This is a genomic window from Euryhalocaulis sp. (genome assembly GCF_013911995.1).
In the GTDB taxonomy this organism is placed as follows: domain Bacteria; phylum Pseudomonadota; class Alphaproteobacteria; order Caulobacterales; family Maricaulaceae; genus Euryhalocaulis; species Euryhalocaulis caribicus.
In genome coordinates, this window is record NZ_JACESD010000055.1 from 1 (window position 1) to 19,967 (window position 19,967).

Below are 19,967 nucleotides of genomic sequence, written 5' to 3' on the forward strand. Positions count from 1 at the left end.
CTAATGTCCTTCACCTGCTGAATTTGTAGAGCGGGCTAGAGCTTTCCCCGTCCTGTCTTGTTGCGCGCGCAGCGGCGGGAGCAATAGCGCACATTTTCCCAGTCACGCGCCCATTTCTTCCGCCACGCGAAGGGGCGGCCGCAGACCGGGCAGGTCTTGGTTGGCAGGTCGCGCTTTGCGGTGGATCCCGTCATGCCGGGAGAGTTAGCGCCTTAACCGTCCCGCGCCAGATCGGTCACGATGTGGAGGCGCTTTTTCGGCCCGCGGACGCGCCAGCGCATCTGCCAGCGGTCGGCGCCGAACGCGATGAAAACGCCGGAATACAGGTCCGGCGGGCAGTCATGCCGCTGGCGGCAGAACCCGTCCGACAAATCCAGTTCGTGAAACGGGCGGCCGTCGTCGAAATACACCGCGGCGCGGCGCGGCGTGACAAAGCCCAGCCGGTAATCGCGCCAGGCCGGGCCGCGATAGGCCCCCATCGCCAGCTCCGCGCGTTCGCGCCAGGCATGGCTCTCTCCGTCCGGCGCGATCTCCAGCACCCCGGTCATGGTCCCGGTCTGCCCCGCGCGGTGGTCGCGCATGGTCCGGTCCAGCCGCCAGCGCCCGGTGAGGTAGGCGGCGAGATCGGCGACCGGATAGGGCCCGCCGCTCACCGGTCCTTGGGATCGATGGCGTCGCGCAGGCCGTCCCCGATGAAATTGAAGGCCAACAGGGTGATCATCATGAACAGCGAGGGGAAGAGCAGCAGCCACGGCTTTTCCAGATCGTCCTTGCCCTGGGAGATCAGCTTTCCAAGGCTGGTCAGCGGCTCCTGCACGCCGAGGCCCAGAAAGCTGAGGAAGCTCTCGGCCAGGATGATCACCGGGATGGTCAGGGTGGCGTAGACCACGACCGGACCCAGCACGTTGGGCATGATGTGGCGGCGGATGATGGTGAAGCCGCGCACCCCGGCGGCCTCCGCCGCCTCGATAAATTCCTTGCGGCGCAGAGAGATGGTCTGGCCGCGCACGATGCGCGCCATGGTCAGCCATTCCACCGCGCCGATGGCGACGAAAATCAGGATCAGATGCTTGCCGAACGTCACCATCAGCAGGATGACGAAGAAGATGTAGGGCAGCGAGTACATGATATCGACAAAGCGCATCATCACATTGTCGATGCGCCCGCCGAGATAGCCCGCGGTCGCGCCCCACAACACGCCAATGATCAGGCTGACCCCGGTCGCCACCACGCCGACGGCCAGCGAAATGCGCAAGCCGATCAGCGTGCGTACGAACAGGTCGCGCCCCGTCGCGTCGGTGCCGAAGATATGCCAGTCCTCGAATGTCGGGCCGATGGCGACCTTGGTGCGGTAGATTGTGTCATAGCCGTGCGGCCAGAGAGCGGGACCGAAGACCGCCAGCAGGGTCATCACCGCCAGCACGATCATGCCGCCCACCGCCGCCTTGTTGCGGAACAGCCGCCCGCGGGCATCGTCCCAGAGCGAACGTCCGCGTGTCGCCGCCTTGCCGGCGATCTCCGCGCGGCGGCCGGGGATCAGCTCGAGACTCACTGGTATTTCACCTTGGGGTCCAGCACGCCGTAGAGCAGGTCCGCGAGCAGGTTCATCAGGATGATCAGCGCGGCGTAGAGAATGACCACCCCCATCACGACCGTGTAGTCGCGCTGCAGCGCGCCGATCACGAATTGCCGCCCGATGCCGGGCAGCTGGAACACCTGCTCCACCACCAGCGATCCGGTCATCAGCGCCGCCAGCGCCGGACCCATATAGCTGACCAGCGGCAACAGGGCGGCGCGCATGGCGTGCCGGGTGATCACCCGCCATTCGCTCAAGCCCTTGGCGCGCGCGGTGCGGATATAGTTGGAGCGGATCACCTCGATCATCGAGGCGCGGGTCAGGCGCGAAATGATGGCGATCTGCGGCAGGGCCAGCGTAATGACCGGCAGCAGCAAATTCTGGACGCTCATTCCGCCCTGCAGGCCGCCGGAAGGAAGAACGCGCAGCCAGACGCCGAAGACAAGCGCCAGCAACGGCCCGGTGACGAAGGTGGGGATCGATATGCCGATCATGGCCACCGCCATTGCCCCAAAATCGGCCGGACGGTTCTGCCGCAGCGCCGCGGCGACACCCAGCCCGACCCCGAAAACCATGGCCAGAAACAGCGACGCGACGCCGATCGTCATGGAGACGGGAAAGCCCTCTGCAATGATTTCCGTCACCGTCTTGTCGCGGTATTTCAGGGAGGGGCCAAGATCGCCGCGAACCACCTTTGAGAGATAATCGCCGTACTGGGCGATCAGCGGCTTATCCATTCCATAGGCGGCGCGGATATTCTGTTCGATGGCGGCGGGAAGTTGCCGGTCCGTGTCGAACGGGCTTCCGGGGGCGGCGCGCATCATGAAGAACGCGATCGTAATGATCACGAACAGGGTGGGGATTGCGATAAGCAATCGCCTGAGCGCGTATCGCAGCATGTGTTGAAAGCAGCCCCGGAAATGTCAAAAAATCGTCGCGGACCCTTCCACGGTGATTTTGAGCCTGTCAATCTTGCCGCAACCAACCTTTTACAGCGAGCGACAACCCATGTCCGATTTCCGCCGACTGAGCGATTCCTTCTCCGCCTCGCCGCAACTGGCGAAGGCCGATTTCCAGGCCGCCCGCGACCAGGGCTTCGCGATGATCATTAATAATCGTCCAGATAATGAAGAGCCCGGCCAGATGAGCAGCGCGGAAGCGCGCGCCGAGACCGAGGCCGCGGGCCTGGCCTATGAGTCGATCCCGATGGAGCCGGGTCAGGTGACGCCGGAGATGGTCGCGAAGATGGGGGCCTGCGTGGAGAACGCCGGCGGCCCGGTTCTGGCCTATTGCCGCTCGGGAACGCGCTCCACCATGCTGTGGGCGCTCAGCCAGGCGGGGAGCGGAAAGATGAACGCGGAGCAATTGTCCGGCGCCGCGCAGAGCGCGGGCTATGATCTGTCGCCGCTCAAGCCGCAGCTTGAGGCGATGAGCGCGCAGGCGAAATCCTAGTCCTCGGCGCCGCGCAGTTCCGGGCCGATGGCGACCACCACTTCGGGCGAGGCGGCGCGCGTTCCTTCCGGCGCGCCGTCCCAGCCGAACGCGACAGCGCCCAGCTTGAGACCCAGAAGCGTGACGAAAGCGATCGCGGCCATAAGCCCGATGCGCGAGGTCCATTGAAGCAAGCGTATCATTCCGGCCCCCTTTTCTGTCCCATAACGGTTGCCGCCGGCAAAGCGCCGCAAGTTTCGGACCGGTTAATTTTTCCGCCTGCGTAATTATCTGGATGACACCCAGCGGGCGATGCGCCCTGCCCCAAAGCCGAGGCCTTCATGCCCATCCCCTTCGTCAAGGATATCGATTTCGAATACGGCAAGGCGCAATCGGTCAGCCCCCTGGTGCGCCGCCTGATCGCCCGCAATCCGGGACCGTTCACCTATACCGGGACGGGCGTTTACATCATCGGCGAGGGCGATGTGGCGGTCATCGATCCGGGTCCGGTGCTGGACGAGCATGAAGCGGCGTTGGATGCGGCGCTGGAGGGCGAACGGGTCAGCGCGGTGCTGGTCACCCATCACCATCTGGATCACTCCCCGCTGGCCCATCCGCTAGCCCGGAAGCACGGCGCCCCGGTCTATGGCCGCGCCGCCCCGGAACGGCACAATCCCTTGTCAGGCGATCAGCCGGTGACCGAGGAAGGCGCGGACGCCGCCTTTACCCCCGATATCGAGCTGCAAGACGGGCAAACGATTTCCGGCCCCGGCTGGACGCTGGAGGCGATCGCAACGCCCGGCCATACCAGCAATCATGTCTGTTTCGGTTTTGCGGAAGAGGCGGCCTGTTTTACCGGCGACCACGTTATGGGCTGGTCCACCAGCGTGGTCGTTCCGCCGGACGGCAACATGAACGCCTATCTGGAAAGTCTTCAGCGCATCCGGGCGCGCGAATTTGAAACGCTGTGGCCCACGCATGGGCCGCCCATCACCCGGCCCGACCGGTTCCTGCGCGCCTATATCGGCCATCGTCTGCAACGCGAAAAACAGATCCGCGATCAGGTGGCGCAGGGCCGCACAACGCCCGAGGACATCGTGCCGAAACTCTATTCCGGCGTGGACAAACGCCTGTGGCCCGCCGCGGCGATGAGCGTAAAGGCGCATCTGGAGCGGCTGAAGGAAAACGGCGAAATCTGACGCCTCAGGCCGAGGCGCGGACTTCGTCCTCTCCGCCGGACCCGTTCTCCAGCGCCCGCTGCATGGCGTCAGAGAGCGCGGCGGCGCTGACGGGCTTGGCGACATGATCGTCCATCCCGGCCTCCAGATATTCGGAGACCTGGTGGGTCATGGCGTTGGCGGTCAGGGCAATGATGGGCGTCCGGCCGTGGCCGCGTTCGGCCTCCTTGCGGCGAATTTCGCGGGTGGCGTCGATGCCGTCCATTTCGGGCATCTGGATATCCATCAGGACGATGTCGAATTCGCCATTCTCCCACGCTTCCACGGCGGCGACGCCATTTTCGGCCATGGTCAGCTCCACCCCGGCGGCTTCCATCAGCGCCTCGATCACCATGCGGTTCACGGGGTGATCGTCCGCCGCCAGAACCCGCAGCGGTCTATCCGAAGAAGACATGGCCCCCTCCCTTGTCATGTTTCTTTGCTCACGCCCTGTTTCGCACCGGGACTCCATCTTCACGTGGAAGCGGAACTCCGCGCCCTCGCCGGGGGCGCTGTCGACGCTGATCGACCCGCCCATGCGCTCGCAGAGCTGTTTGCAGATCGCCAGCCCCAGCCCGGTGCCGCCATATTTCCGGGTCGTGGAAGCGTCAGCCTGTGAGAAGGCCGTGAAAAGCGTGTCGCGCGCATCCGGTTTGATGCCAACGCCCGTGTCGCGCACGGAGAAGTGGAGCATGGTGTCCGCCCCCTCGCCCGTCCGGTCCGCGGATATGGCGATCTCGCCCTGCTCGGTGAATTTCAGAGCATTGGAAACGAGGTTATTGAGAATCTGGCGCAGACGCGTCGGATCGCCCAGATAATCGCCGTCCGCCGAGTCGCTGAGCGAAACTGAAAGCGCCAAGCCTTTCTGCTCCGCCCGCTCCCGATTGAGATCGGCGACCGAGTCGAGCAGGTCGCCCAGCTGGAAAACCGTCCTTTCCAGAGTCAGTTTTCCGGCCTCGACCTTGGACAGGTCCAGGATATCGTCGATCACCGCCATCAAGGCCCGGCCCGACTGGTTGATGACGCTGACAATCTGTTTCTGGCGGCCGTCCAGGCTTGTCTGTTCCAGCGCGCCCGCCATGCCCAGAACCCCGTTCATCGGGGTACGGATTTCATGGCTCATATGCGCCAGGAATTCTGACTTGGCGGCATTGGCCTTCTGGATTTCAGAGGTGCGCTCGGCCACGCGCTGTTCCAGCGTCGCAAGGGTGTCGCTGACGCGGACCTCCCGGCGGCGCAGCGCACGGGCCAGCTGCCCGATCTCGTCCTCGCGCTCTTCCACGGCGCGCGCGGCCGAATGTTCCACCTCGCCGGCGCCGTCCACCGTGTCGCCGTAACGGGCGGCGAGCCGCTTCACCGGGTTCAGCACCAGCCTGCGCGACAGGACAATAAGCACCATGATCGCGGCAAGCCCGCTGGCCGCCCAGATAAACAGCAGAGGGCGAACCGTGCGGAACGCCGCGGCGGTCAGGGTGGAGCGCGGGCGGGTCACGACATAATACCAGTCCGGCCCCTCCATCGCGCTGTAGGCGATGATCTGGTCGGACTGGAGATTGCGGATAATTCCGGAGCGCGCCCCGCTTTCCCGGATGCGCGCGCTGATGGCGGCGGCCTCTATTTCCCCGCTCAGCGCCGCCAGCTTTTCGGCGTCCGTCTGGGTGGCGTCGGCCAGTTCCGGGTGGGCGATGAGCCGGCCATCGGCGGTGATGATCATGTTTGTCGCGTCGGCCGTGTCCGCCGTGACCGCGCGCCGGAAAAGCCCGCTGACTTTAACCGTAACGCCCCAGGACCCCAGATGCCGGCCGTCCACGCGTACTGGCGTGTAACACCCGGTCATCAACTCGACCCCGTTGGAATCCGAAAGCAGCGTCGTCAGTTCCGTGCACCGGGTGGCCCCTTGCGGGTTATTCTCCGGCAGCATCATCTGGGACATTTCCAGATGGCTGAAAGAGAAATCCGCCGGCGCTTCCTTGCGGTAATAGACAAGGCGGTCGCTGCGCGTGGGCCCGAAGATCATCAGTCCGTTGTTCGGCGTGGCGAAAATGAAATTGCTGAACTGGCCGAACAGCGCCTGGCCGGATTCCGCCACCACCTCGAAAGCGGCCCAGATCGCCACCTTGTCTTCGGTGGTGAGCGCCGCGCCGTCCGCGAAAAATGCGCCGACGCCGTAAACCTCGCCGATGGTTTCGACGCGGCCGCCCTCGAACAAAATGTCCAGACTGCGCCGCGTGCCGTCGGCCTGAAGCGGAAAATAGCGGTCGAACAGGGCTGCGGCTTCCTCGGGATCAAGCGCGGCGGCCTTGCGCGCCAGATTCACATCGGCGGCCAGATGCGCGTTGCGGATATCCCGGAAAAGATTGCTCTCCTGCTCCGCGCGGTTTTCGACCGCCTTCTCGAAGTCAGCCGCAAACAGCGCTTCGTGCTGGGCGGAAAAGCCCCTGATCGCAAAAAATGTGGCAATGGCGGCGAGCACGACAATGGTCGCAACAATGCCGCCGAGCAGTTTGGTTGTAAGTGACAGACGCATAGGCCCCTCTGACGGAGCCCCTGATCGCTCCCCCCTCAGGCAAACCCTAGGGCGCAGGGGTAAGCGGCGCGTAAATTTTTACGCAAATGCGAAAAACTAGCTGATCCGGGCGGTCAAAGCCTCGCGGAAAGCGCGGATCCGTTCGACGTTGGCGCCGATATCGGACACGCCCACCCGGCTGACGGAGCGCACGTCCACAATGGATCCGCCGCCCTGCGCCAGGCTGATGCGGATCGCGACATCGTCCTTGAAACCGAACCAGAAACTGCTGTCCGTGGCGTCGATGCGCCCGGCGTTGGGATCAGCGTATTGCACCGTCCAGTCCAGCGATTGCGCGGCGCGCATGGCGGCGTCGAAGGCCGCCTGAGGTTCGGCGTTCAGGGCGATGGGCTTGATATCGGGATAGGCCTGGCGCTGCAGTTCGGAGACCTGGCGCGGATCGCCGTCCCGATTGACCGACTTGCCCTCATAATCCAGCGAGTTCTCGGCCCCCGACGCCTCACGCAGAGCGATCAGCGCCTGCGAGAAATGCGGCGGATTCTGCATGTCGGTGGAAATATCGTGGATGGGCGGTACCGCTTGCGCCGCCGCCTTTATCTGCGCGGCCTGGAACAGGACCGCGCCCGGAATGACAATCGCCAGCGCCGCCAGCGGCAGGCCCCGTCCGCGCGGCCGGATGAAAATGCTCAGCACGAAGCTGAGAATGCCCAGCGCCAGCGCCGAAAACGCCGCGCGCGGCAGCCATGTGACAACCAGGTCCAGCCCGGTCCGCCAGCTCAACAGGTTGAATTTCACGGTGAACGCGCCGAACACGAAGATCAGCGGCACGATGACGGCCGCCAGCAACGCCAGCAGAACCAGCGCCATACGCAAATAGTGCGGCAAGCCTCTTTCGGACTCGGTCATAGATCAGGCGTGCCCCCCGGCGTCATGGATAGAGACGTTGCCGGCCCCACCCCTGATCAGGGGCCTGGCGGCGGAACGCTATCCGGTCATGCAGGCGGAACGGACGGTCCCGCCAGAATTCGATTTCAAGCGGCGCCAAGCGAAAACCGTTCCAGAATGGCGGACGCGGAACGTCTGTACCTGAAAATTCTGACGCCGTCTGCGCCACTGCTGCTTCCAGCGCGTCGCGGTTTTCCAGCGCGGCGGATTGTTTGGACGCCCAGGCCCCGATGCGGGCATCGCGGGCGCGGGAGGCGAAATATTCATCCGCCTCGGCCTCGCTGACCGGGGAAACCGGCCCCCGCACGCGCACCTGCCGCCGCAGGCTTTTCCAGTGAAAACAAAGGGCCGCGGCGGGATTATCCTTCAACTGACGGCCCTTGGCGCTGTCCGTATTGGTGTAGAATACAAACCCTTCGGCGCTGAAATCCTTCAACAGGACCATGCGCACGTCCGGCAGGCCGCCCCCGTCCACGGTCGCCAGCGACATGGCGTTGGCGTCGTTGGGTTCGCGCTCCCGGGCCAGCGCCAGCCAGTCGGCGAAAACGGCAAACGGGTCGTCCGCCGCCGCGGGATCGGCGCCGTTTTCGTTCAGCGTCCGGGCGTATTCAGCCTCATCCGGGCTGGGCGGTATCAAATCGGAACGGCTCAAGAGCGGCGGCCCCCTTAAAAGAATCGGTCCTTAACGGCCCGGTCACCATAAATGACTAAACATCTTTCTCCATGACCCGCGACCGCGCGCTCCATATCCTCGGCCTGCCGCCCGGCGCCTCGACGGAAGAGGCCCGCGCCGCCTTCCGCAAAGCGGTGAAACAACTGCACCCGGATGCGCGCGGCGGCGTTCCCGCCGACGCGTTTCAAAGAGTTCTGGAAGCCTGGCGCACAATTGAGGCGAAAACCGAACGCCCGGCGCTTCGCCCGCATGCCGAACGCAGCGTGACCGTCGACGCATTTTCCGCCCGCACCGGCGCGCCGGTGCAGGTGGACACGCCGCGCGGCCCGGTGCGCATTCCCCTGCCGCGGCGCGCTGTTTCGGGCCAGCGGCTTCGGCTGGCGGGCCTTGGTCCGGCGCGCGGAGACGGGTCGTTTGAAGACCTGATCCTGATCCTTGATGTCGCGCCGCCCCCGCCTCTGGGTTCGGCCCTTCGCGACTTCGTGCGCGATTTTTCACGGCAATCGCGGCCCGCGTGATCTCGACGCGGCGCGCCGTTCTGGGCTAATCGCTAGGGCGCTATGTCATACAACACGTTCGGCCATCTCCTGCGCTACACGACCTGGGGCGAAAGCCACGGCCCCGCCATTGGCGTGGTGGTGGACGGATGCCCGCCCGGCCTGACTTTGCGGGCGGCGGATATCCAGACATTTCTGGACCGGCGCAAGCCCGGCGGATCCCGCTTCGTCACACAGCGCAAAGAGGCGGACGCGGTGGAGATCCTGTCCGGCGTGTTCGAGGATGACCGCACCGGCGCCCCCCTGACCACCGGCGCGCCGATATCCCTGCTGATCCGCAACACCGATGCGCGGTCGAAGGATTACAGCGATATCCGCGACAAGTGGCGGCCCGGTCATGCCGATTATGCGTGGGACATGAAATACGGCGTGCGGGACTATCGCGGCGGCGGGCGTTCCTCGGCCCGCGAAACCGCTTCCCGCGTCGCCGCCGGGGCCATTGCCCGGCTGGTGCTGGGCGAGGCGGTGACGATAAGCGGCGCGCTGGTGAAAATCGGCAAGCGCGAGATCGACCGGAGCCGCTGGGACTGGGCGGAGACGCATAACAACCCGTTCTGGTGCCCGGACGCGGAGACCGCGAAGCTTTGGGAGGCGGATATCGACGCGGCCCGCAAGGCCGGCTCTTCACTGGGCGCGGTGGTGGAAGTGGTCGCCAGCGGCGTTCCCGCCGGCTGGGGGGCGCCGGTTTATGGCAAGCTGGATGCGGAGCTGGCCACGGCCTGCATGTCGATCAACGCCGCCAAGGGGGTGGAGATCGGCGCGGGCTTTCACGCCGCCGAGCTGACCGGCGAGGAAAACGCCGACGAGATGCGGCGCGGCGAGGACGGCCGTCCCGTCTTCCTGTCCAATAATAATGGCGGGGTTCTGGCCGGCGTTTCGACGGGGCAGGACATCGTGGTCCGCTTTGCGATCAAGCCGACCTCCTCCATCCTCGCCGAGCGGCGGACGCTGGACCGGAACTTCGAGGAAACGACGATCTCCACCAAGGGCCGTCACGATCCCTGTGTCGGCATCCGCGCCGTGCCGGTGGGCGAGGCCATGGTCGCCTTCACCCTGGCCGATCACAAGCTGCGCCACAGAGGCCAGACGGGCAATTAGCCGCAGACCTCTGGCCGCTTCGCGCAATCAGACTATTTCCTGTTTCAACCAGCGCGAAACGGGAGGCCGTCCAAAATGCCCATCGTCAATATCATCGCCCTGATCGCCGCCCTTCTGGGCGCCGCCATGGGGCTGCTGGGCCTTATCAATCCGGAGTGGTCGCGAAAGACCGTGCGGCTGGCGCCGGACGCGGAGAAACCCGGCGGCTATTCGGAATTCCGCGCCAGTTTCGGGGGCCTGTTCCTGTTCTTCAACGCCGCGGTCATCATGACCATTATCGGCGGCAACGGGATTATCGGCGCGTCATTCGCCGCCGCCATGACCTGGATCGGCATGGGGTTCGGGCGCGTCATTTCCATGATTTTCGACGGCGGGCGCGGGGTGCGCACCGGCTATAATGTCTTCGCCGTCGCGTTTGAATGGGCGCTGGGCCTGATGCTTCTGGCCCCGTTTATCGGCCATATCGGCGGATAGGGATCAGGCGCCGGCGTTCTTTGCAAAGCCCCAGGCGGCCTCGGCCAGCGGCTTCACCATCTCGCCGTATTCCTTCGCCTTTTCGTTGGACGCATTGCCCTGCAGGGAGCGGTGATAGACGCCCTGCACGATGGCGGCGAAGCGGAACGTGTTATAGGCGAAATAGAAGTCCAGATCCTCGATCCGATCGCGGCCCGTGCGCTCACAATAGGCTTTCAGATATTCCCCGCCGGTCGGAATGCCGAGACTCTTCAGGTCCGCGCCCAGAAATCCATTGCGCATTTCCGGCGGCATTTTCCACTGCATCAGCTGATAGGTGATGTCGGCCAGAGGATCGCCCAGCGTTGAAAGCTCCCAGTCAACCAGCGCTATCACGCGCGGCTCGGTCGGGTGGAAGATCATGTTGTCCAGGCGGTAATCGCCATGGGCGATGGAGGTCCGCTCCTGATCCGGCGCGGCGCCGGGCAGCCATTCGATCAGCTTGTCCATCTCCGGGATGTCGCTGGTCTCGGACGCCTTGTACTGCTTGGACCAGCGGCCGATCTGGCGCTGGAAATAATCGCCCGGCTTGCCGTAATCGCCAAGGCCGATCGCCTCGTAATCCACGCCATGCAGCGCGGCCAGCGTCATGTTCATTGAATCATAGATCGCGCCGCGCTCCTCCGCGGCGAGATCGGGCAGGTACGGGTCCCAGAAGATCCGCCCCTCGATAAAATCCATGATGTAGAACCAGCTGCCGATGATCTCGTCATCGGTGCACAGCGCCCGCATCACCGGCACCGGAACGTCGGTATCGGCCAGCGCCGACATGACGCGGAATTCCCGGTCCACCGCATGGGCCGATTTCAGCAACTGGCCCGGCGGCTTTCGCCGCAGCACATAGGACTGATCCGGGGTGTCCAGCCGGTAGGTCGGATTGGACTGGCCGCCCTTGAACTGGCGGACGGTCAGGGGGCCGGCATAGCCCCCCACATTGTCCTTCATCCATTCGGCCAGCCTGTCCTCGTCGAAGCGGTGCGCTTCGGCGACGTCCTTGACCCCGGAAAAGTCCTGCTGTGCGTCCGACATGCCTACTCGCTCTTGTAAACCTCGCCGCCCTTCATGACGAAGGCGACGTTTTCCAGAATGGTGACGTCCGAGAGCGGATCGCCGTCCACGGCGATCAGGTCGGCGTATTTGCCCGGCTCCAGCGAGCCGATCTCGTCAGCCATTTCCAGGTGATCGGCCGCGTTCAGCGTGGCCGCCACGAGAGTTTCCTGAGGCGTCATGCCCGCCTGGACCATCAGGCCCAGCTCGCGCGCATTGTCGCCGTGCTTGGAAACGCCGGTATCGGTGCCGAATGCGATCTTCACCCCGCCCTCATGGGCGCGGCGCAGCATGTCCAGCATTTGCGGGCCGACCTGTTTGGACTTGGCGACCTGCGGAGGCGTCATCCAGTCGACCTGTTCGGCGTATTCGGCGACCGTCGCGCCGGCCAGAACGGTGGGCACCAGATAGGCGTTGTTCTCGCGGAACAGGCGGATGGATTCATCGTCCAGATAAGTGCCGTGCTCGATGGAGGCGACGCCCGCCTCGAGCGCGGCGTCGATGCCGTCCTTGCCGTGCGCGTGCGCGGTGACGTAGCGGCCCATGGAATTCGCCGTATCGACAATCGCGTCCAGCTCGTCATCGAAGAATTGCTGGTTCACGCCGGCGGCGGTGTTGGAAAGCACGCCGCCCGTGGAGGTGATCTTGATGAGGTCCGCGCCGCGCATGATCATTTCGCGCGTCGCGCGGCGGCAATCATCGGCGCCGTTGCAGATCGACGGATCGTGCAGGGCCGCGGCGATGACCTCGTTATAACCATTGCGGCCGTCGCCATGACCGCCGGCGACGCTCAGCGACTGTCCGGCGGCGCGGATGCGCGGCCCCGGCAGCTCGTCCCGCGCGATGGAATCGCGCAGCGCAAAAATTGCGTCGACCCCGCGGCCGCCCACGTCCTGCACGGTGGTGAACCCGGCCTCCAGCGTGCGCTGCGCGTGCATGGCGCCGCGCAACGCCCAGTCCGCGTCGGACAGAGTCACCGCGTCGATGCGGCCCGTCGGCCCCAGCTCCGACGTGATGTGGACATGGCTGTCGATCAGGCCCGGCATCACGAAACGGTCGGACAGATCGACAATTTCCGCGCCGTCCGCCTCAACAAACCCGTCGCGGATTTCGGCGATCTTGCCGTCGCGAACCAGGATCGAGACTTCGCTGCGCGGCGCTTCATCGGCGCGCGTCATCAGCGTGCCGGCGTGAATGACCGTATCGGCCGATTGCGCCAGCGCCGCCCCCGCGCTGACCACGGCCGCCGCAGCGGCCATCATCAAGGTTTTCATCGTCGTCTCCCCCATCAGGTATCGTTATGAAATCTACTCGGCGGCCACCATGCCCGCCTCTTCCAGCCGCGCCAAGAGCTCGGGCGCCCGGGCGCCGTTATCATAGGCCGTTTTCATCGCGCTGACGGCTTCGCCCGGCTTGCCCATCTCGTCCAGGATCAGGCCCTTCACGGCCCAGCCATTGGCATAATCCGGGTCCGCCTCGATGGCGCGCTCGGCGGCGGCCAGACCCGCGTTCAGATTGCCCATATGCAATTGCTGCGTGGCAAGATTTCCGCGCGCCACAGCCAGATTCCGGCCCTGCAGCGCGCCGGATTTTTCAACGCTTTCATAAAGCGCAGCGGCCAGGCGGACATGCCGGGCGCTCTCGGCCAGCCGCGCGATCTGGAAGTCCCGCACGGCGTCTTTGGTGGACAGAAGCGCGGTCAGCGCGGCGTAGCGTTCGATCTCGCCGGGTGTGGCGTTTTGACTCAAGTAGAGCCCGCGAATGAAATCCAGCTCCGTCACCAGATCGCCATCGGCATTGGCCTGTTCAGCGCGGGCGCGCAGCTCGTCCGCGCTCGGCCCTTCCGGCGTAGCCGACCCCAGCGCATCCGCCACCGCTTCGGCCTCGGCCGCATCGTCCGCTTCCGCAGGGTCGACGGCATCCGTCTCTGCCGCAGCCGCGTCCGCATCATCGCCGATGGCGATTCCAATATCGGCGCCGGCCTCTTCCTCCGGCGCATCCTCGCCCGCCAGCTCGGCCTCAGCGTCAGCCTCCAGCGCCTCAGCGCCCGTTTCGGACTCGCTCTCCGCTTCCGGCTCTGGTTCAGGCTCAGCTTCGTCTTCCGGCTCAGGCTCGACCGGCGCCTCATCCTCGTCGCCGGTTTCCAGAACGAAGCGCGGCCCCTCTCGCGCCTCCGGCTCCGCTTGTTCCGCCTCGTCGCCGGGTTCAGTCACGTCGGCCTCTTCCGGGTCCGGCGCGTCCAGCGGTTCGGTCCCGGCTTCTTCAGTTTCAGCCTCGACCGCCTCCTCGACATCGTCGGGCTGCAGGGCCACCGGTCCGTCGTCCGGCGCGGTTTCGGGCGCCGGTTCTTCGGTCTCCGCCTGCATGGAATCGCTGTCACCCCGCAAGCCAAACGGATCGGATTCCGCCTCAGCCTCAGCCTCAGCCTCAGCCTCAGCCTCCAGAGGTTCCTCCGGCGCGGTCAGCTCGGCCAGCCGGATCCGGGCGAGGCTGTAATCGGGGTCCAGCTCCAGCGCGGTTTCCAGCGCGGCTATGGCGCTGTCATCATTGCCGGCGCGGCGATACGCCTCGGCCTGCCAGTAGGCGGCGCGGGCGCGCAAGGCCGTGCGGCCCTGCACCAGATCGAACACCTTTACCGCGTCGCCGGGACGCCCCGCTTCCATCACCGCCCGGCCGCGCATGATCTGCAGCGTGGCGTTCCCGCGCAGGGCGGGATTGGCCTCGGTCGCGTTCCACAGATCCGCGGCGGCCTGATCGTAATTGCCAAGAAGGAAATGAAGCCGCCCGCGGCTGACCAGCAGCTCCGGGTTTTCCGGACTGTTCTGGATCTGGCCGTTCAGCCGGGCCAATGCCTCCTCCGGGGTCGGCGAACCGGCCTGCGTGAAGGCGGGACCGGACAGGCAAAGCGAAGCCGCCGCCGCGGCCAGAATCAGTTTGAGGGACGAAGCGCGCGCCATGCGATATCCTTCCGGTAATAGGCCTCCGGCCAGTCGATACGGTTCGCCGCCGCATAGGCGCGCTCCACCGCGTGGCGCAGCGTGTCGCCGGAGGCGGTGACGTTCAATACCCGGCCGCCCGCGGCCATCAACTCGCCCTTGTCATTCTCCGCCGTTCCGGCGTGGAAAATCTCGACGCCTTCGATGTCGTCCGCGGAATCGACGCCGCGAATGATAGAGCCCTTTTCCGCCTTTTCCGGATAACCCGGCGCGGCCATGACCAGGCACACCGCCGGACGCGCATCCCAGTCCAGCGCCGGCAGATCGGCCAGCGCGCCATCGGCGCAGGCTTTCAGCGCGGGGACCAGATCACTCTTCAGGCGCATCATCAGCACCTGGCATTCCGGGTCGCCGAAGCGCGCATTGTATTCGATCAGCTTCGGCCCTTCGCGGGTCAGCATAAGCCCGGCATAGAGCACGCCCTGATACGGCGCGCCCTCTTCGGCCATGCCCTTCACGGTCGGGTCGATGATGTCCGCCATCACGCGGTCCAGCATTGCCTGATCGACGGCGGGCGTCGGCGAATAGGCGCCCATGCCGCCGGTATTGAGGCCGGTATCCCCCTCGCCGATCCGCTTGTGATCCTGCGCCGCCTTCATCACCACCGCGGTCTTGCCGTCGGAGAGCGCGAAGACGCTGGCTTCCTCGCCCTTCAGGAATTCCTCGATCACCAGCGTCGCGGAGGCATCGCCGAACTTGCCGGACAGCATCGCCTCGGCCTCGTCCTCGGCCTCTTTCCGCGTCTCGGCGATGATCACGCCCTTGCCGGCCGCCAGGCCATCGGCCTTCAGCACGTAAGGCGCTTCCAGCGTGTCCAGGAAGGCCCGCGCGTCGTCCATGTTGTCGACAGTCCTGTGGCGGGCGGTCGGGATGTCGTGCCGCTCGCAAAACGCCTTTGTGAACGCCTTGGACGATTCCAGCTGCGCGGCGGCCTGTGTCGGCCCGAACGCGGCGATGCCCTTTTCGGTCAGGCGGTCCACCAGCCCGCCGGCCAGCGGCGCTTCCGGCCCCACGACCACCAGGTCGATCGCCTGTTCCTCGGCCAGCCGCACCAGCGCCTTCACGTCATCGGCCTTCACCGGAACGCACTGGGCGTGTCTTGCGATTCCCGGATTGCCGGGCGCGCAGATCAGGCGCTCGACCGTTTCGCTCTGTGATATTTTCCAGGCCAGCGCGTGCTCGCGCCCGCCGGATCCGACAATGAGAATATTCATGGCGCTTTGTGTAACGCAGAGTTTCACCGATGTGGACAGTCACATGCCGCACGGCTTTTCTTAACGCCCAGAACGCTTAAGGCTAGGGCCGTCATGGCTTCCGACTCGCTGTCCAATCTCCCCGAACTCACCGTCTCCGAGCTTTCCGGCGCGGTGAAACGCACCATTGAGGGCGCGTTCGAGCGCGTGCGCGTGCGGGCCGAGCTGGGGCGCGTGGTCACCGCCCGCTCCGGCCACATGTATCTGGACCTGAAGGATGAGCGCGCCACGATTTCCGGCGTCGCATGGAAAGGCTTGGCCGCGGGCTTCAATTTCCGGCCCGAGGAAGGGCTGGAAGTGATCGCGGAAGGCAAGCTCTCCACCTTCCCCGGCCAGTCGAAATACCAGATCATCATCGACCGGCTGGAGCCCGCGGGCGTCGGCGCGCTGATGGCCCTTCTGGAGGAGCGTAAGAAGAAGCTGGCCGCAGAGGGCCTGTTCGACGAGGCGCGCAAGAAACCCCTGCCCTATATCCCCGAGCGAATCGGGGTGGTCACCTCGCCCACCGGGGCGGTGATCCGCGATATCCTGCACCGGCTTTCCGACCGCTTCCCCAGCCATGTCCTGCTGTGGCCGGTGCTGGTGCAGGGTGAAAAGGCGGCGGGCCAGATCGCCAGCGCCATCAGCGGCTTTAATTCCATCGAGGACCCGAAGCTGCGCCCGGATCTGCTGATCGTGGCGCGGGGCGGCGGCTCCATTGAAGATCTCTGGTGCTTCAACGAGGAGGTCGTCGCCCGCGCCGCCGCCAATTCGCAAATTCCGCTGATCTCCGCCGTGGGGCACGAGACCGACTGGACGCTGATCGACTTCGTCTCCGACTATCGCGCGCCCACGCCCACCGGCGCCGCGGAACGCGCCGTGCCGGTGCGCGCCGAATTGATGACCGATATCGTCAATCTCAGCGGTCGCATGTCCAGCATTCGCGCGCGCCAGTTCGAGCGCGCCCAGACCCTGCTGCGCGCCGCCTCCCGCGCGCTCAGGACGCCGGAGGCGCTGCTGTCCGGCTTCTGGCAGCGTCTGGATTCGGCCAGCGCCCATCTTGGCCCCGCCCTGCGCAACCGCATCTCCGCGGCCAGCCAGCGTTATCACCGCCTGTCCGGACGGTTACAGCCGCGCGCCCTGCGCAGCCTCACCGCCGACCGTCTGAAACATCTGGACAGCCAGCAGCGCCGGGCCGCCCACGCCCTGCGCCGCGCCAGCAGCCAAAAAGAGGCGGAGCTGAACCGTCTCGCCCGCCGTCTGGCCGCCCAGAAGCCGCAGACAAAGGCGCCGGCAGAGGCGCTGGAAACGCAGCTGGCGCGGTTGAGCCAGGCCGCGCAACGCCTGAACGAGCGCAAGCGCGACCGTCTTGTCAGCGCCTTCCGGATGCTGGAAAGCGTCAATCCGAAGGGCGTGCTGGCGCGCGGCTATGCGCTGGTCCACACCGAATCCGGGCTGGCGCGCCGCGCGGGCGACCTGAAGCCCGGCGACGCGATCCAGATCGAATTTGCCGACGGCAAGAAGGCGGCGGCGGTCGGCGGCAAGGCGTCTCCGCGCAAGGCGGCGAAAAAGACATCTGCGCCCGGCAAGCAGGGCGACCTGTTCTGATCGCGCGCAACGCGTTATCTAGAGGCTCATGAACAGGTTCGAGAGTTTCGACGGCGAGGCCGTAATCGATTTCGGCGATGGCGATTTTGTCATGCTGAAACCGGGCTCCTATGTGGTTTGCGCGGTCACGGGCCAGCACATTCCGCTCGAGTCCTTGCGCTACTGGAACGCCACGCTGAACGAGGCGTACAAGGACGCCGACGCCGCGCTGGTCCGCTGGAAACAGCTTCAGGCCGAAAAAGCCGATAGCGGCGAATAGAAACCGCGAACGTCACGCCATGAACCGGTACGACCCCCTTGGCGAAGAAGCGGTGATCGATTTCGGCAGTCCCGATTTCACCATTGTCAAACCGGGCCGGTTCGTGCGCTGCGCGGTTACGGGCGCGGCTATCCCGCTGGCGTCCCTGACCTATTGGGACGCGGACCTGAACGAAGCCTATATTGACGCGCCCGCCGCGCTGGCGCGCTGGAAACAGAGGAATTCACGATGATCGCTGCGCTTTCCGCTCTCGCCCTCGCCGCCTCGGGCGGCCTTGTCTGCGACGGACCGGCCCTGCAGGGCGGCTTCGTGGTCTGCGCCGCGCCGGCCGAGGCCGGAGAATACGACATCCTGGTCAATGGCGAGGCCAAGACCGAGACGGTCGACGGCTACGCCTTCGTGCCCTTCTATCGCGACGTGACCGGCACGGTGACCATCGCGGCCAAGGCGAAGAATGGCGGCCAGCCGGCGCTTGAGCCCGCCAGCGTGGAGATCGAGGAGCGCGAATTCGACATCCAGCGCATCGACGGCCTGCCGCCTTCAAAGGTCGAGCCTCGCTCGCCCGAGGAACAGGCCAAGGTGGAAGCCGACTGGCTGAAGAAGCAGGAAACCTGGAAGCACCGCGCCGACGGCGTCTGGTGGCTGGAGGGCTTCCGTTATCCGCTGGGCAAAGAGTTTATCCAGTCCGGCGTCTATGGCAGCCAGCGCGTGCTGAACGGCGAGCCCAAGAACCCGCATCACGGCATCGATTACGCCGCCCCGGCGGGCGAGCCGATCCTGGCGCCAGCCGCCGGCGAAGTGATCCTGGCCGAGCCGGACATGTATTTCGAAGGCGGCCTGGTGGTGATCGATCACGGCCAGGGCGTGATGGGCCTGTTCATGCACATGTCGGAGATCGGCGTGGAAGAAGGCGACATCGTCGAACCCGGCCAGCCCGTCGGCAAGGTCGGCTCCACCGGCCGCTCCACCGGCCCGCACCTCCATTGGGGCCTCCGCGTCCGCGGCGAATATATCGACCCCGAACTGGCGCTGGCCTTCAAGCCGAAAGAGAGCGAGCTGCTGGCGCGGTAATCTTTGCGCCCCCTCGCCCCTTAAGAAGGGGAGAGGGCAATGAAGCCCCAAAGGCCGAAGGGCTTTGGCTGACGGAATGGGAGAGGGGTGGCGGGCAGGATAGAGCACGCTGGTTCAACGCGCCCCCTCTCCCTTTCGCGCAAAGCCAATCAGAGATTGGGCGCTCAAAACCCTCTCCCCCTCTAAGGGGGCGAGGGTGAAGCCTTCTCACCCCTCCCGATAAACCGGCTTCTCGAAGCGGCGGTGGACCCAGAACCAGTCGGCGGGGGATTCCTTGATGCGATCCTCGACGAAGCGGTTGATGCGCGTCACCACGGCTTCAACCTTTTCTGTCGTCGGCTTGCCTTCGGGCAGGTCGAACGGTTCGTGGACCGTGACCTCGAATTTCGGGGCGTCGCCGATGCGCTTCACGCTCATCGGGATCAGGGGGACGCCCGCGCGCATGGCCAGGCGCGTCGGCCCCGGCGCGGTCATCGCCTCGCGCCCGAAGAAGGGGACGGGGATGCCTTCGTTGAATTTCTGGTCATTCATCAGGGCGATGGCGCGGCCCTCTTCCAGAATCGCCATCAGCTCCCGCGCGCCTTTCATCCCGGCCTTGGGCGTCAGCGTGCCGACGCCGTAGCCGCGGCGCACGCGCTTCACCTGCTCGTCGAACCAAGGATTGTTCGCCGCGCGATAGGTGATGGCGCAGTCCAGACCGCTCTGCACGATCGCCATGGCCATGACTTCCCAGTTGGCGAAATGGCCCGAGATCAGCACCGCGCCGCGGCCCGAACGGGTGACCGCGTCCAGATGCTCCACGCCTTTCACGGTGATGTTGTCGCCCTGATAGGCGGTGATCTTGTGAAGGTGCGGATATTCCGCAAATGTCCGGCCGATATTCGACCAGTGCTGGCGGGCCGTGGTTTCCCGCCATTCCGGCGTGCGGTCCGGGAAGGCGATTTCCAGGTTTTTCAGGGCGACCTTGTGGGTCTTGGTCAGGGGGCCGAGCGTGCGGAGGATGGCCGCGCCCAGATTGCTGGCCGTGTTCAGCGGCAGCAGGCCGAAGCCGCGCAGGAAGGCCTCATAGGCGCCTGCCTCCAGCGCCCAGATCGCGCGTTGTCCGAATCCGGCCATGGGGAATCCCTTAAGCCGCCTTGCCGCCGCCGTCCATCACCGGGGCGATCATGTCGTTCAGGGCCTCGGCGTTGTCGAAGGCGGCCTCCACCGGCCAGACC

General features: G+C 65.5%; 22 protein-coding genes. 9 read left to right on the plus strand and 13 right to left on the minus strand.

Going from position 1 to position 19,967, the window contains the following annotated elements:
• Nucleotides 1–35: 35 nt before the first annotated feature.
• From H2040_RS12410 to H2040_RS12425, 4 genes are read right to left on the minus strand one after another with little or no spacing between them, the layout of a single operon-like run.
• Entirely contained in the window at nt 36–194 is a 159-nt protein-coding gene (locus H2040_RS12410) for a DUF2256 domain-containing protein (RefSeq protein ID WP_287157783.1), read from the minus strand.
• 18 nt (nt 195–212) lie between these two features.
• Nucleotides 213–653: a DUF6314 family protein gene (locus H2040_RS12415; protein ID WP_287157785.1), complete on the minus strand. Its 441-nt coding sequence runs from the start codon at nt 651–653 to the stop codon at nt 213–215.
• On the minus strand, nt 650–1,558 hold the full coding sequence (locus H2040_RS12420; RefSeq protein ID WP_502709338.1) for an ABC transporter permease subunit: 909 nt from the start codon (nt 1,556–1,558) through the stop codon (nt 650–652). Before H2040_RS12420 ends, H2040_RS12415 begins: the two co-directional genes overlap by 4 nt.
• Nucleotides 1,549–2,475 carry an ABC transporter permease gene (locus tag H2040_RS12425; RefSeq protein ID WP_287157789.1) on the minus strand — a complete coding sequence of 309 codons (927 nt, stop codon included), beginning with the start codon at nt 2,473–2,475 and terminating at the stop codon, nt 1,549–1,551. Before H2040_RS12425 ends, H2040_RS12420 begins: the two co-directional genes overlap by 10 nt.
• A gap of 109 nt (nt 2,476–2,584) precedes the next feature.
• On the opposite strand from H2040_RS12425, the gene H2040_RS12430 reads away from it, so the two are divergent.
• Entirely contained in the window at nt 2,585–3,028 is a 444-nt protein-coding gene (locus H2040_RS12430; protein WP_287157791.1) for a protein tyrosine phosphatase family protein, read from the plus strand.
• Here the strand turns inward: H2040_RS12430 and H2040_RS12435 are convergent.
• Nucleotides 3,025–3,210 carry a hypothetical protein gene (locus H2040_RS12435; protein WP_033311637.1) on the minus strand — a complete coding sequence of 62 codons (186 nt, stop codon included), beginning with the start codon at nt 3,208–3,210 and terminating at the stop codon, nt 3,025–3,027. The two genes, H2040_RS12430 and H2040_RS12435, sit on opposite strands and share 4 nt — an antisense overlap.
• Nucleotides 3,211–3,348: 138 nt before the next feature.
• On the opposite strand from H2040_RS12435, the gene H2040_RS12440 reads away from it, so the two are divergent.
• On the plus strand, nt 3,349–4,206 hold the full coding sequence (locus H2040_RS12440) for an MBL fold metallo-hydrolase (RefSeq protein ID WP_287157795.1): 858 nt from the start codon (nt 3,349–3,351) through the stop codon (nt 4,204–4,206).
• A 4-nt stretch (nt 4,207–4,210) separates the two neighbouring features.
• Here the strand turns inward: H2040_RS12440 and H2040_RS12445 are convergent, their stop codons facing one another.
• The 3 genes from H2040_RS12445 to pdxH form a co-directional block, all read right to left on the minus strand.
• Nucleotides 4,211–6,751: an ATP-binding protein gene (locus H2040_RS12445; protein ID WP_287157797.1), complete on the minus strand. Its 2,541-nt coding sequence runs from the start codon at nt 6,749–6,751 to the stop codon at nt 4,211–4,213.
• Between the two features lie 96 nt (nt 6,752–6,847).
• The gene (locus H2040_RS12450; RefSeq protein WP_287157799.1) at nt 6,848–7,657 is read right to left on the minus strand and encodes a DUF1499 domain-containing protein; all 810 of its coding nucleotides are present in this window, start codon (nt 7,655–7,657) and stop codon (nt 6,848–6,850) included.
• A 22-nt stretch (nt 7,658–7,679) separates the two neighbouring features.
• Entirely contained in the window at nt 7,680–8,348 is a 669-nt protein-coding gene (pdxH, locus tag H2040_RS12455; protein ID WP_287157801.1) for a pyridoxamine 5'-phosphate oxidase, read from the minus strand.
• 71 nt (nt 8,349–8,419) lie between these two features.
• On the opposite strand from pdxH, the gene H2040_RS12460 reads away from it, so the two are divergent.
• The 3 genes from H2040_RS12460 (at nt 8,420) to H2040_RS12470 (ending at nt 10,498) form a co-directional block, all read left to right on the plus strand.
• Nucleotides 8,420–8,887 carry a J domain-containing protein gene (locus tag H2040_RS12460; RefSeq protein WP_287157803.1) on the plus strand — a complete coding sequence of 156 codons (468 nt, stop codon included), beginning with the start codon at nt 8,420–8,422 and terminating at the stop codon, nt 8,885–8,887.
• Between the two features lie 42 nt (nt 8,888–8,929).
• Entirely contained in the window at nt 8,930–10,024 is a 1,095-nt protein-coding gene (aroC, locus tag H2040_RS12465) for a chorismate synthase (protein WP_287157804.1), read from the plus strand.
• A 75-nt stretch (nt 10,025–10,099) separates the two neighbouring features.
• The gene (locus tag H2040_RS12470; protein ID WP_022699271.1) at nt 10,100–10,498 is read left to right on the plus strand and encodes a DUF4345 family protein; all 399 of its coding nucleotides are present in this window, start codon (nt 10,100–10,102) and stop codon (nt 10,496–10,498) included.
• Nucleotides 10,499–10,501: 3 nt separating this feature from the next.
• On the opposite strand, the gene H2040_RS12475 is transcribed toward H2040_RS12470, so the two are convergent.
• The 4 genes from H2040_RS12475 to purD are packed head-to-tail and all read right to left on the minus strand — an operon-like array spanning nt 10,502 to nt 15,794.
• Entirely contained in the window at nt 10,502–11,566 is a 1,065-nt protein-coding gene (locus H2040_RS12475; protein WP_287157806.1) for a phosphotransferase, read from the minus strand.
• 2 nt (nt 11,567–11,568) lie between these two features.
• The gene (locus H2040_RS12480) at nt 11,569–12,858 is read right to left on the minus strand and encodes a metal-dependent hydrolase family protein (RefSeq protein ID WP_022699268.1); all 1,290 of its coding nucleotides are present in this window, start codon (nt 12,856–12,858) and stop codon (nt 11,569–11,571) included.
• Between the two features lie 33 nt (nt 12,859–12,891).
• On the minus strand, nt 12,892–14,541 hold the full coding sequence (locus H2040_RS12485; protein ID WP_287157808.1) for a tetratricopeptide repeat protein: 1,650 nt from the start codon (nt 14,539–14,541) through the stop codon (nt 12,892–12,894).
• A complete protein-coding gene (purD, locus tag H2040_RS12490) occupies nt 14,514–15,794 on the minus strand; it encodes a phosphoribosylamine--glycine ligase (RefSeq protein WP_287157810.1) in 1,281 nt (426 codons plus the stop codon). Before purD ends, H2040_RS12485 begins: the two co-directional genes overlap by 28 nt.
• 93 nt (nt 15,795–15,887) lie before the next feature.
• Between purD and xseA the strand changes: the two genes are divergently transcribed.
• From xseA to H2040_RS12510, 4 genes are read left to right on the plus strand one after another with little or no spacing between them, the layout of a single operon-like run.
• The gene (gene xseA, locus H2040_RS12495) at nt 15,888–17,420 is read left to right on the plus strand and encodes an exodeoxyribonuclease VII large subunit (protein ID WP_287157812.1); all 1,533 of its coding nucleotides are present in this window, start codon (nt 15,888–15,890) and stop codon (nt 17,418–17,420) included.
• 28 nt (nt 17,421–17,448) lie between these two features.
• The gene (locus H2040_RS12500) at nt 17,449–17,679 is read left to right on the plus strand and encodes a DUF2093 domain-containing protein (protein ID WP_022699264.1); all 231 of its coding nucleotides are present in this window, start codon (nt 17,449–17,451) and stop codon (nt 17,677–17,679) included.
• A gap of 19 nt (nt 17,680–17,698) precedes the next feature.
• Nucleotides 17,699–17,911 (plus strand): DUF2093 domain-containing protein, encoded by a 213-nt coding sequence (locus H2040_RS12505; RefSeq protein WP_022699263.1) that lies wholly within the window; start codon nt 17,699–17,701, stop codon nt 17,909–17,911.
• Nucleotides 17,908–18,750 (plus strand): M23 family metallopeptidase, encoded by an 843-nt coding sequence (locus tag H2040_RS12510; RefSeq protein ID WP_287157815.1) that lies wholly within the window; start codon nt 17,908–17,910, stop codon nt 18,748–18,750. Before H2040_RS12505 ends, H2040_RS12510 begins: the two co-directional genes overlap by 4 nt.
• A 207-nt stretch (nt 18,751–18,957) precedes the next feature.
• On the opposite strand, the gene H2040_RS12515 is transcribed toward H2040_RS12510, so the two are convergent.
• Nucleotides 18,958–19,866, minus strand: a complete 909-nt coding sequence (locus tag H2040_RS12515) for a lysophospholipid acyltransferase family protein (protein WP_287157817.1) — start codon at nt 19,864–19,866, stop codon at nt 18,958–18,960.
• Between the last annotated feature and the right edge of the window lie 101 nt (nt 19,867–19,967).

Excerpts from the sequence above, each read along its gene's own strand:
- H2040_RS12505 (WP_022699263.1), top strand. The coding sequence starts at position 17,699 with ATGAACCGGTACGACCCCCTTGGCGAAGAAGCGGTGATCGATTTCGGC.
- purD (WP_287157810.1), bottom strand. The coding sequence starts at position 15,794 with ATGAATATTCTCATTGTCGGATCCGGCGGGCGCGAGCACGCGCTGGCC.
- H2040_RS12445 (WP_287157797.1), bottom strand. The coding sequence starts at position 6,751 with ATGCGTCTGTCACTTACAACCAAACTGCTCGGCGGCATTGTTGCGACC.
- H2040_RS12510 (WP_287157815.1), top strand. The coding sequence starts at position 17,908 with ATGATCGCTGCGCTTTCCGCTCTCGCCCTCGCCGCCTCGGGCGGCCTT.
- H2040_RS12515 (WP_287157817.1), bottom strand. The coding sequence starts at position 19,866 with ATGGCCGGATTCGGACAACGCGCGATCTGGGCGCTGGAGGCAGGCGCC.
- H2040_RS12475 (WP_287157806.1), bottom strand. The coding sequence starts at position 11,566 with ATGTCGGACGCACAGCAGGACTTTTCCGGGGTCAAGGACGTCGCCGAA.
- H2040_RS12500 (WP_022699264.1), top strand. The coding sequence starts at position 17,449 with ATGAACAGGTTCGAGAGTTTCGACGGCGAGGCCGTAATCGATTTCGGC.
- H2040_RS12450 (WP_287157799.1), bottom strand. The coding sequence starts at position 7,657 with ATGACCGAGTCCGAAAGAGGCTTGCCGCACTATTTGCGTATGGCGCTG.
- aroC (WP_287157804.1), top strand. The coding sequence starts at position 8,930 with ATGTCATACAACACGTTCGGCCATCTCCTGCGCTACACGACCTGGGGC.
- xseA (WP_287157812.1), top strand. The coding sequence starts at position 15,888 with ATGGCTTCCGACTCGCTGTCCAATCTCCCCGAACTCACCGTCTCCGAG.
- H2040_RS12460 (WP_287157803.1), top strand. The coding sequence starts at position 8,420 with ATGACCCGCGACCGCGCGCTCCATATCCTCGGCCTGCCGCCCGGCGCC.
- H2040_RS12440 (WP_287157795.1), top strand. The coding sequence starts at position 3,349 with ATGCCCATCCCCTTCGTCAAGGATATCGATTTCGAATACGGCAAGGCG.
- H2040_RS12435 (WP_033311637.1), bottom strand. The coding sequence starts at position 3,210 with ATGATACGCTTGCTTCAATGGACCTCGCGCATCGGGCTTATGGCCGCG.
- H2040_RS12470 (WP_022699271.1), top strand. The coding sequence starts at position 10,100 with ATGCCCATCGTCAATATCATCGCCCTGATCGCCGCCCTTCTGGGCGCC.
- H2040_RS12480 (WP_022699268.1), bottom strand. The coding sequence starts at position 12,858 with ATGAAAACCTTGATGATGGCCGCTGCGGCGGCCGTGGTCAGCGCGGGG.
- H2040_RS12410 (WP_287157783.1), bottom strand. The coding sequence starts at position 194 with ATGACGGGATCCACCGCAAAGCGCGACCTGCCAACCAAGACCTGCCCG.
- H2040_RS12485 (WP_287157808.1), bottom strand. The coding sequence starts at position 14,541 with ATGGCGCGCGCTTCGTCCCTCAAACTGATTCTGGCCGCGGCGGCGGCT.
- H2040_RS12425 (WP_287157789.1), bottom strand. The coding sequence starts at position 2,475 with ATGCTGCGATACGCGCTCAGGCGATTGCTTATCGCAATCCCCACCCTG.
- H2040_RS12430 (WP_287157791.1), top strand. The coding sequence starts at position 2,585 with ATGTCCGATTTCCGCCGACTGAGCGATTCCTTCTCCGCCTCGCCGCAA.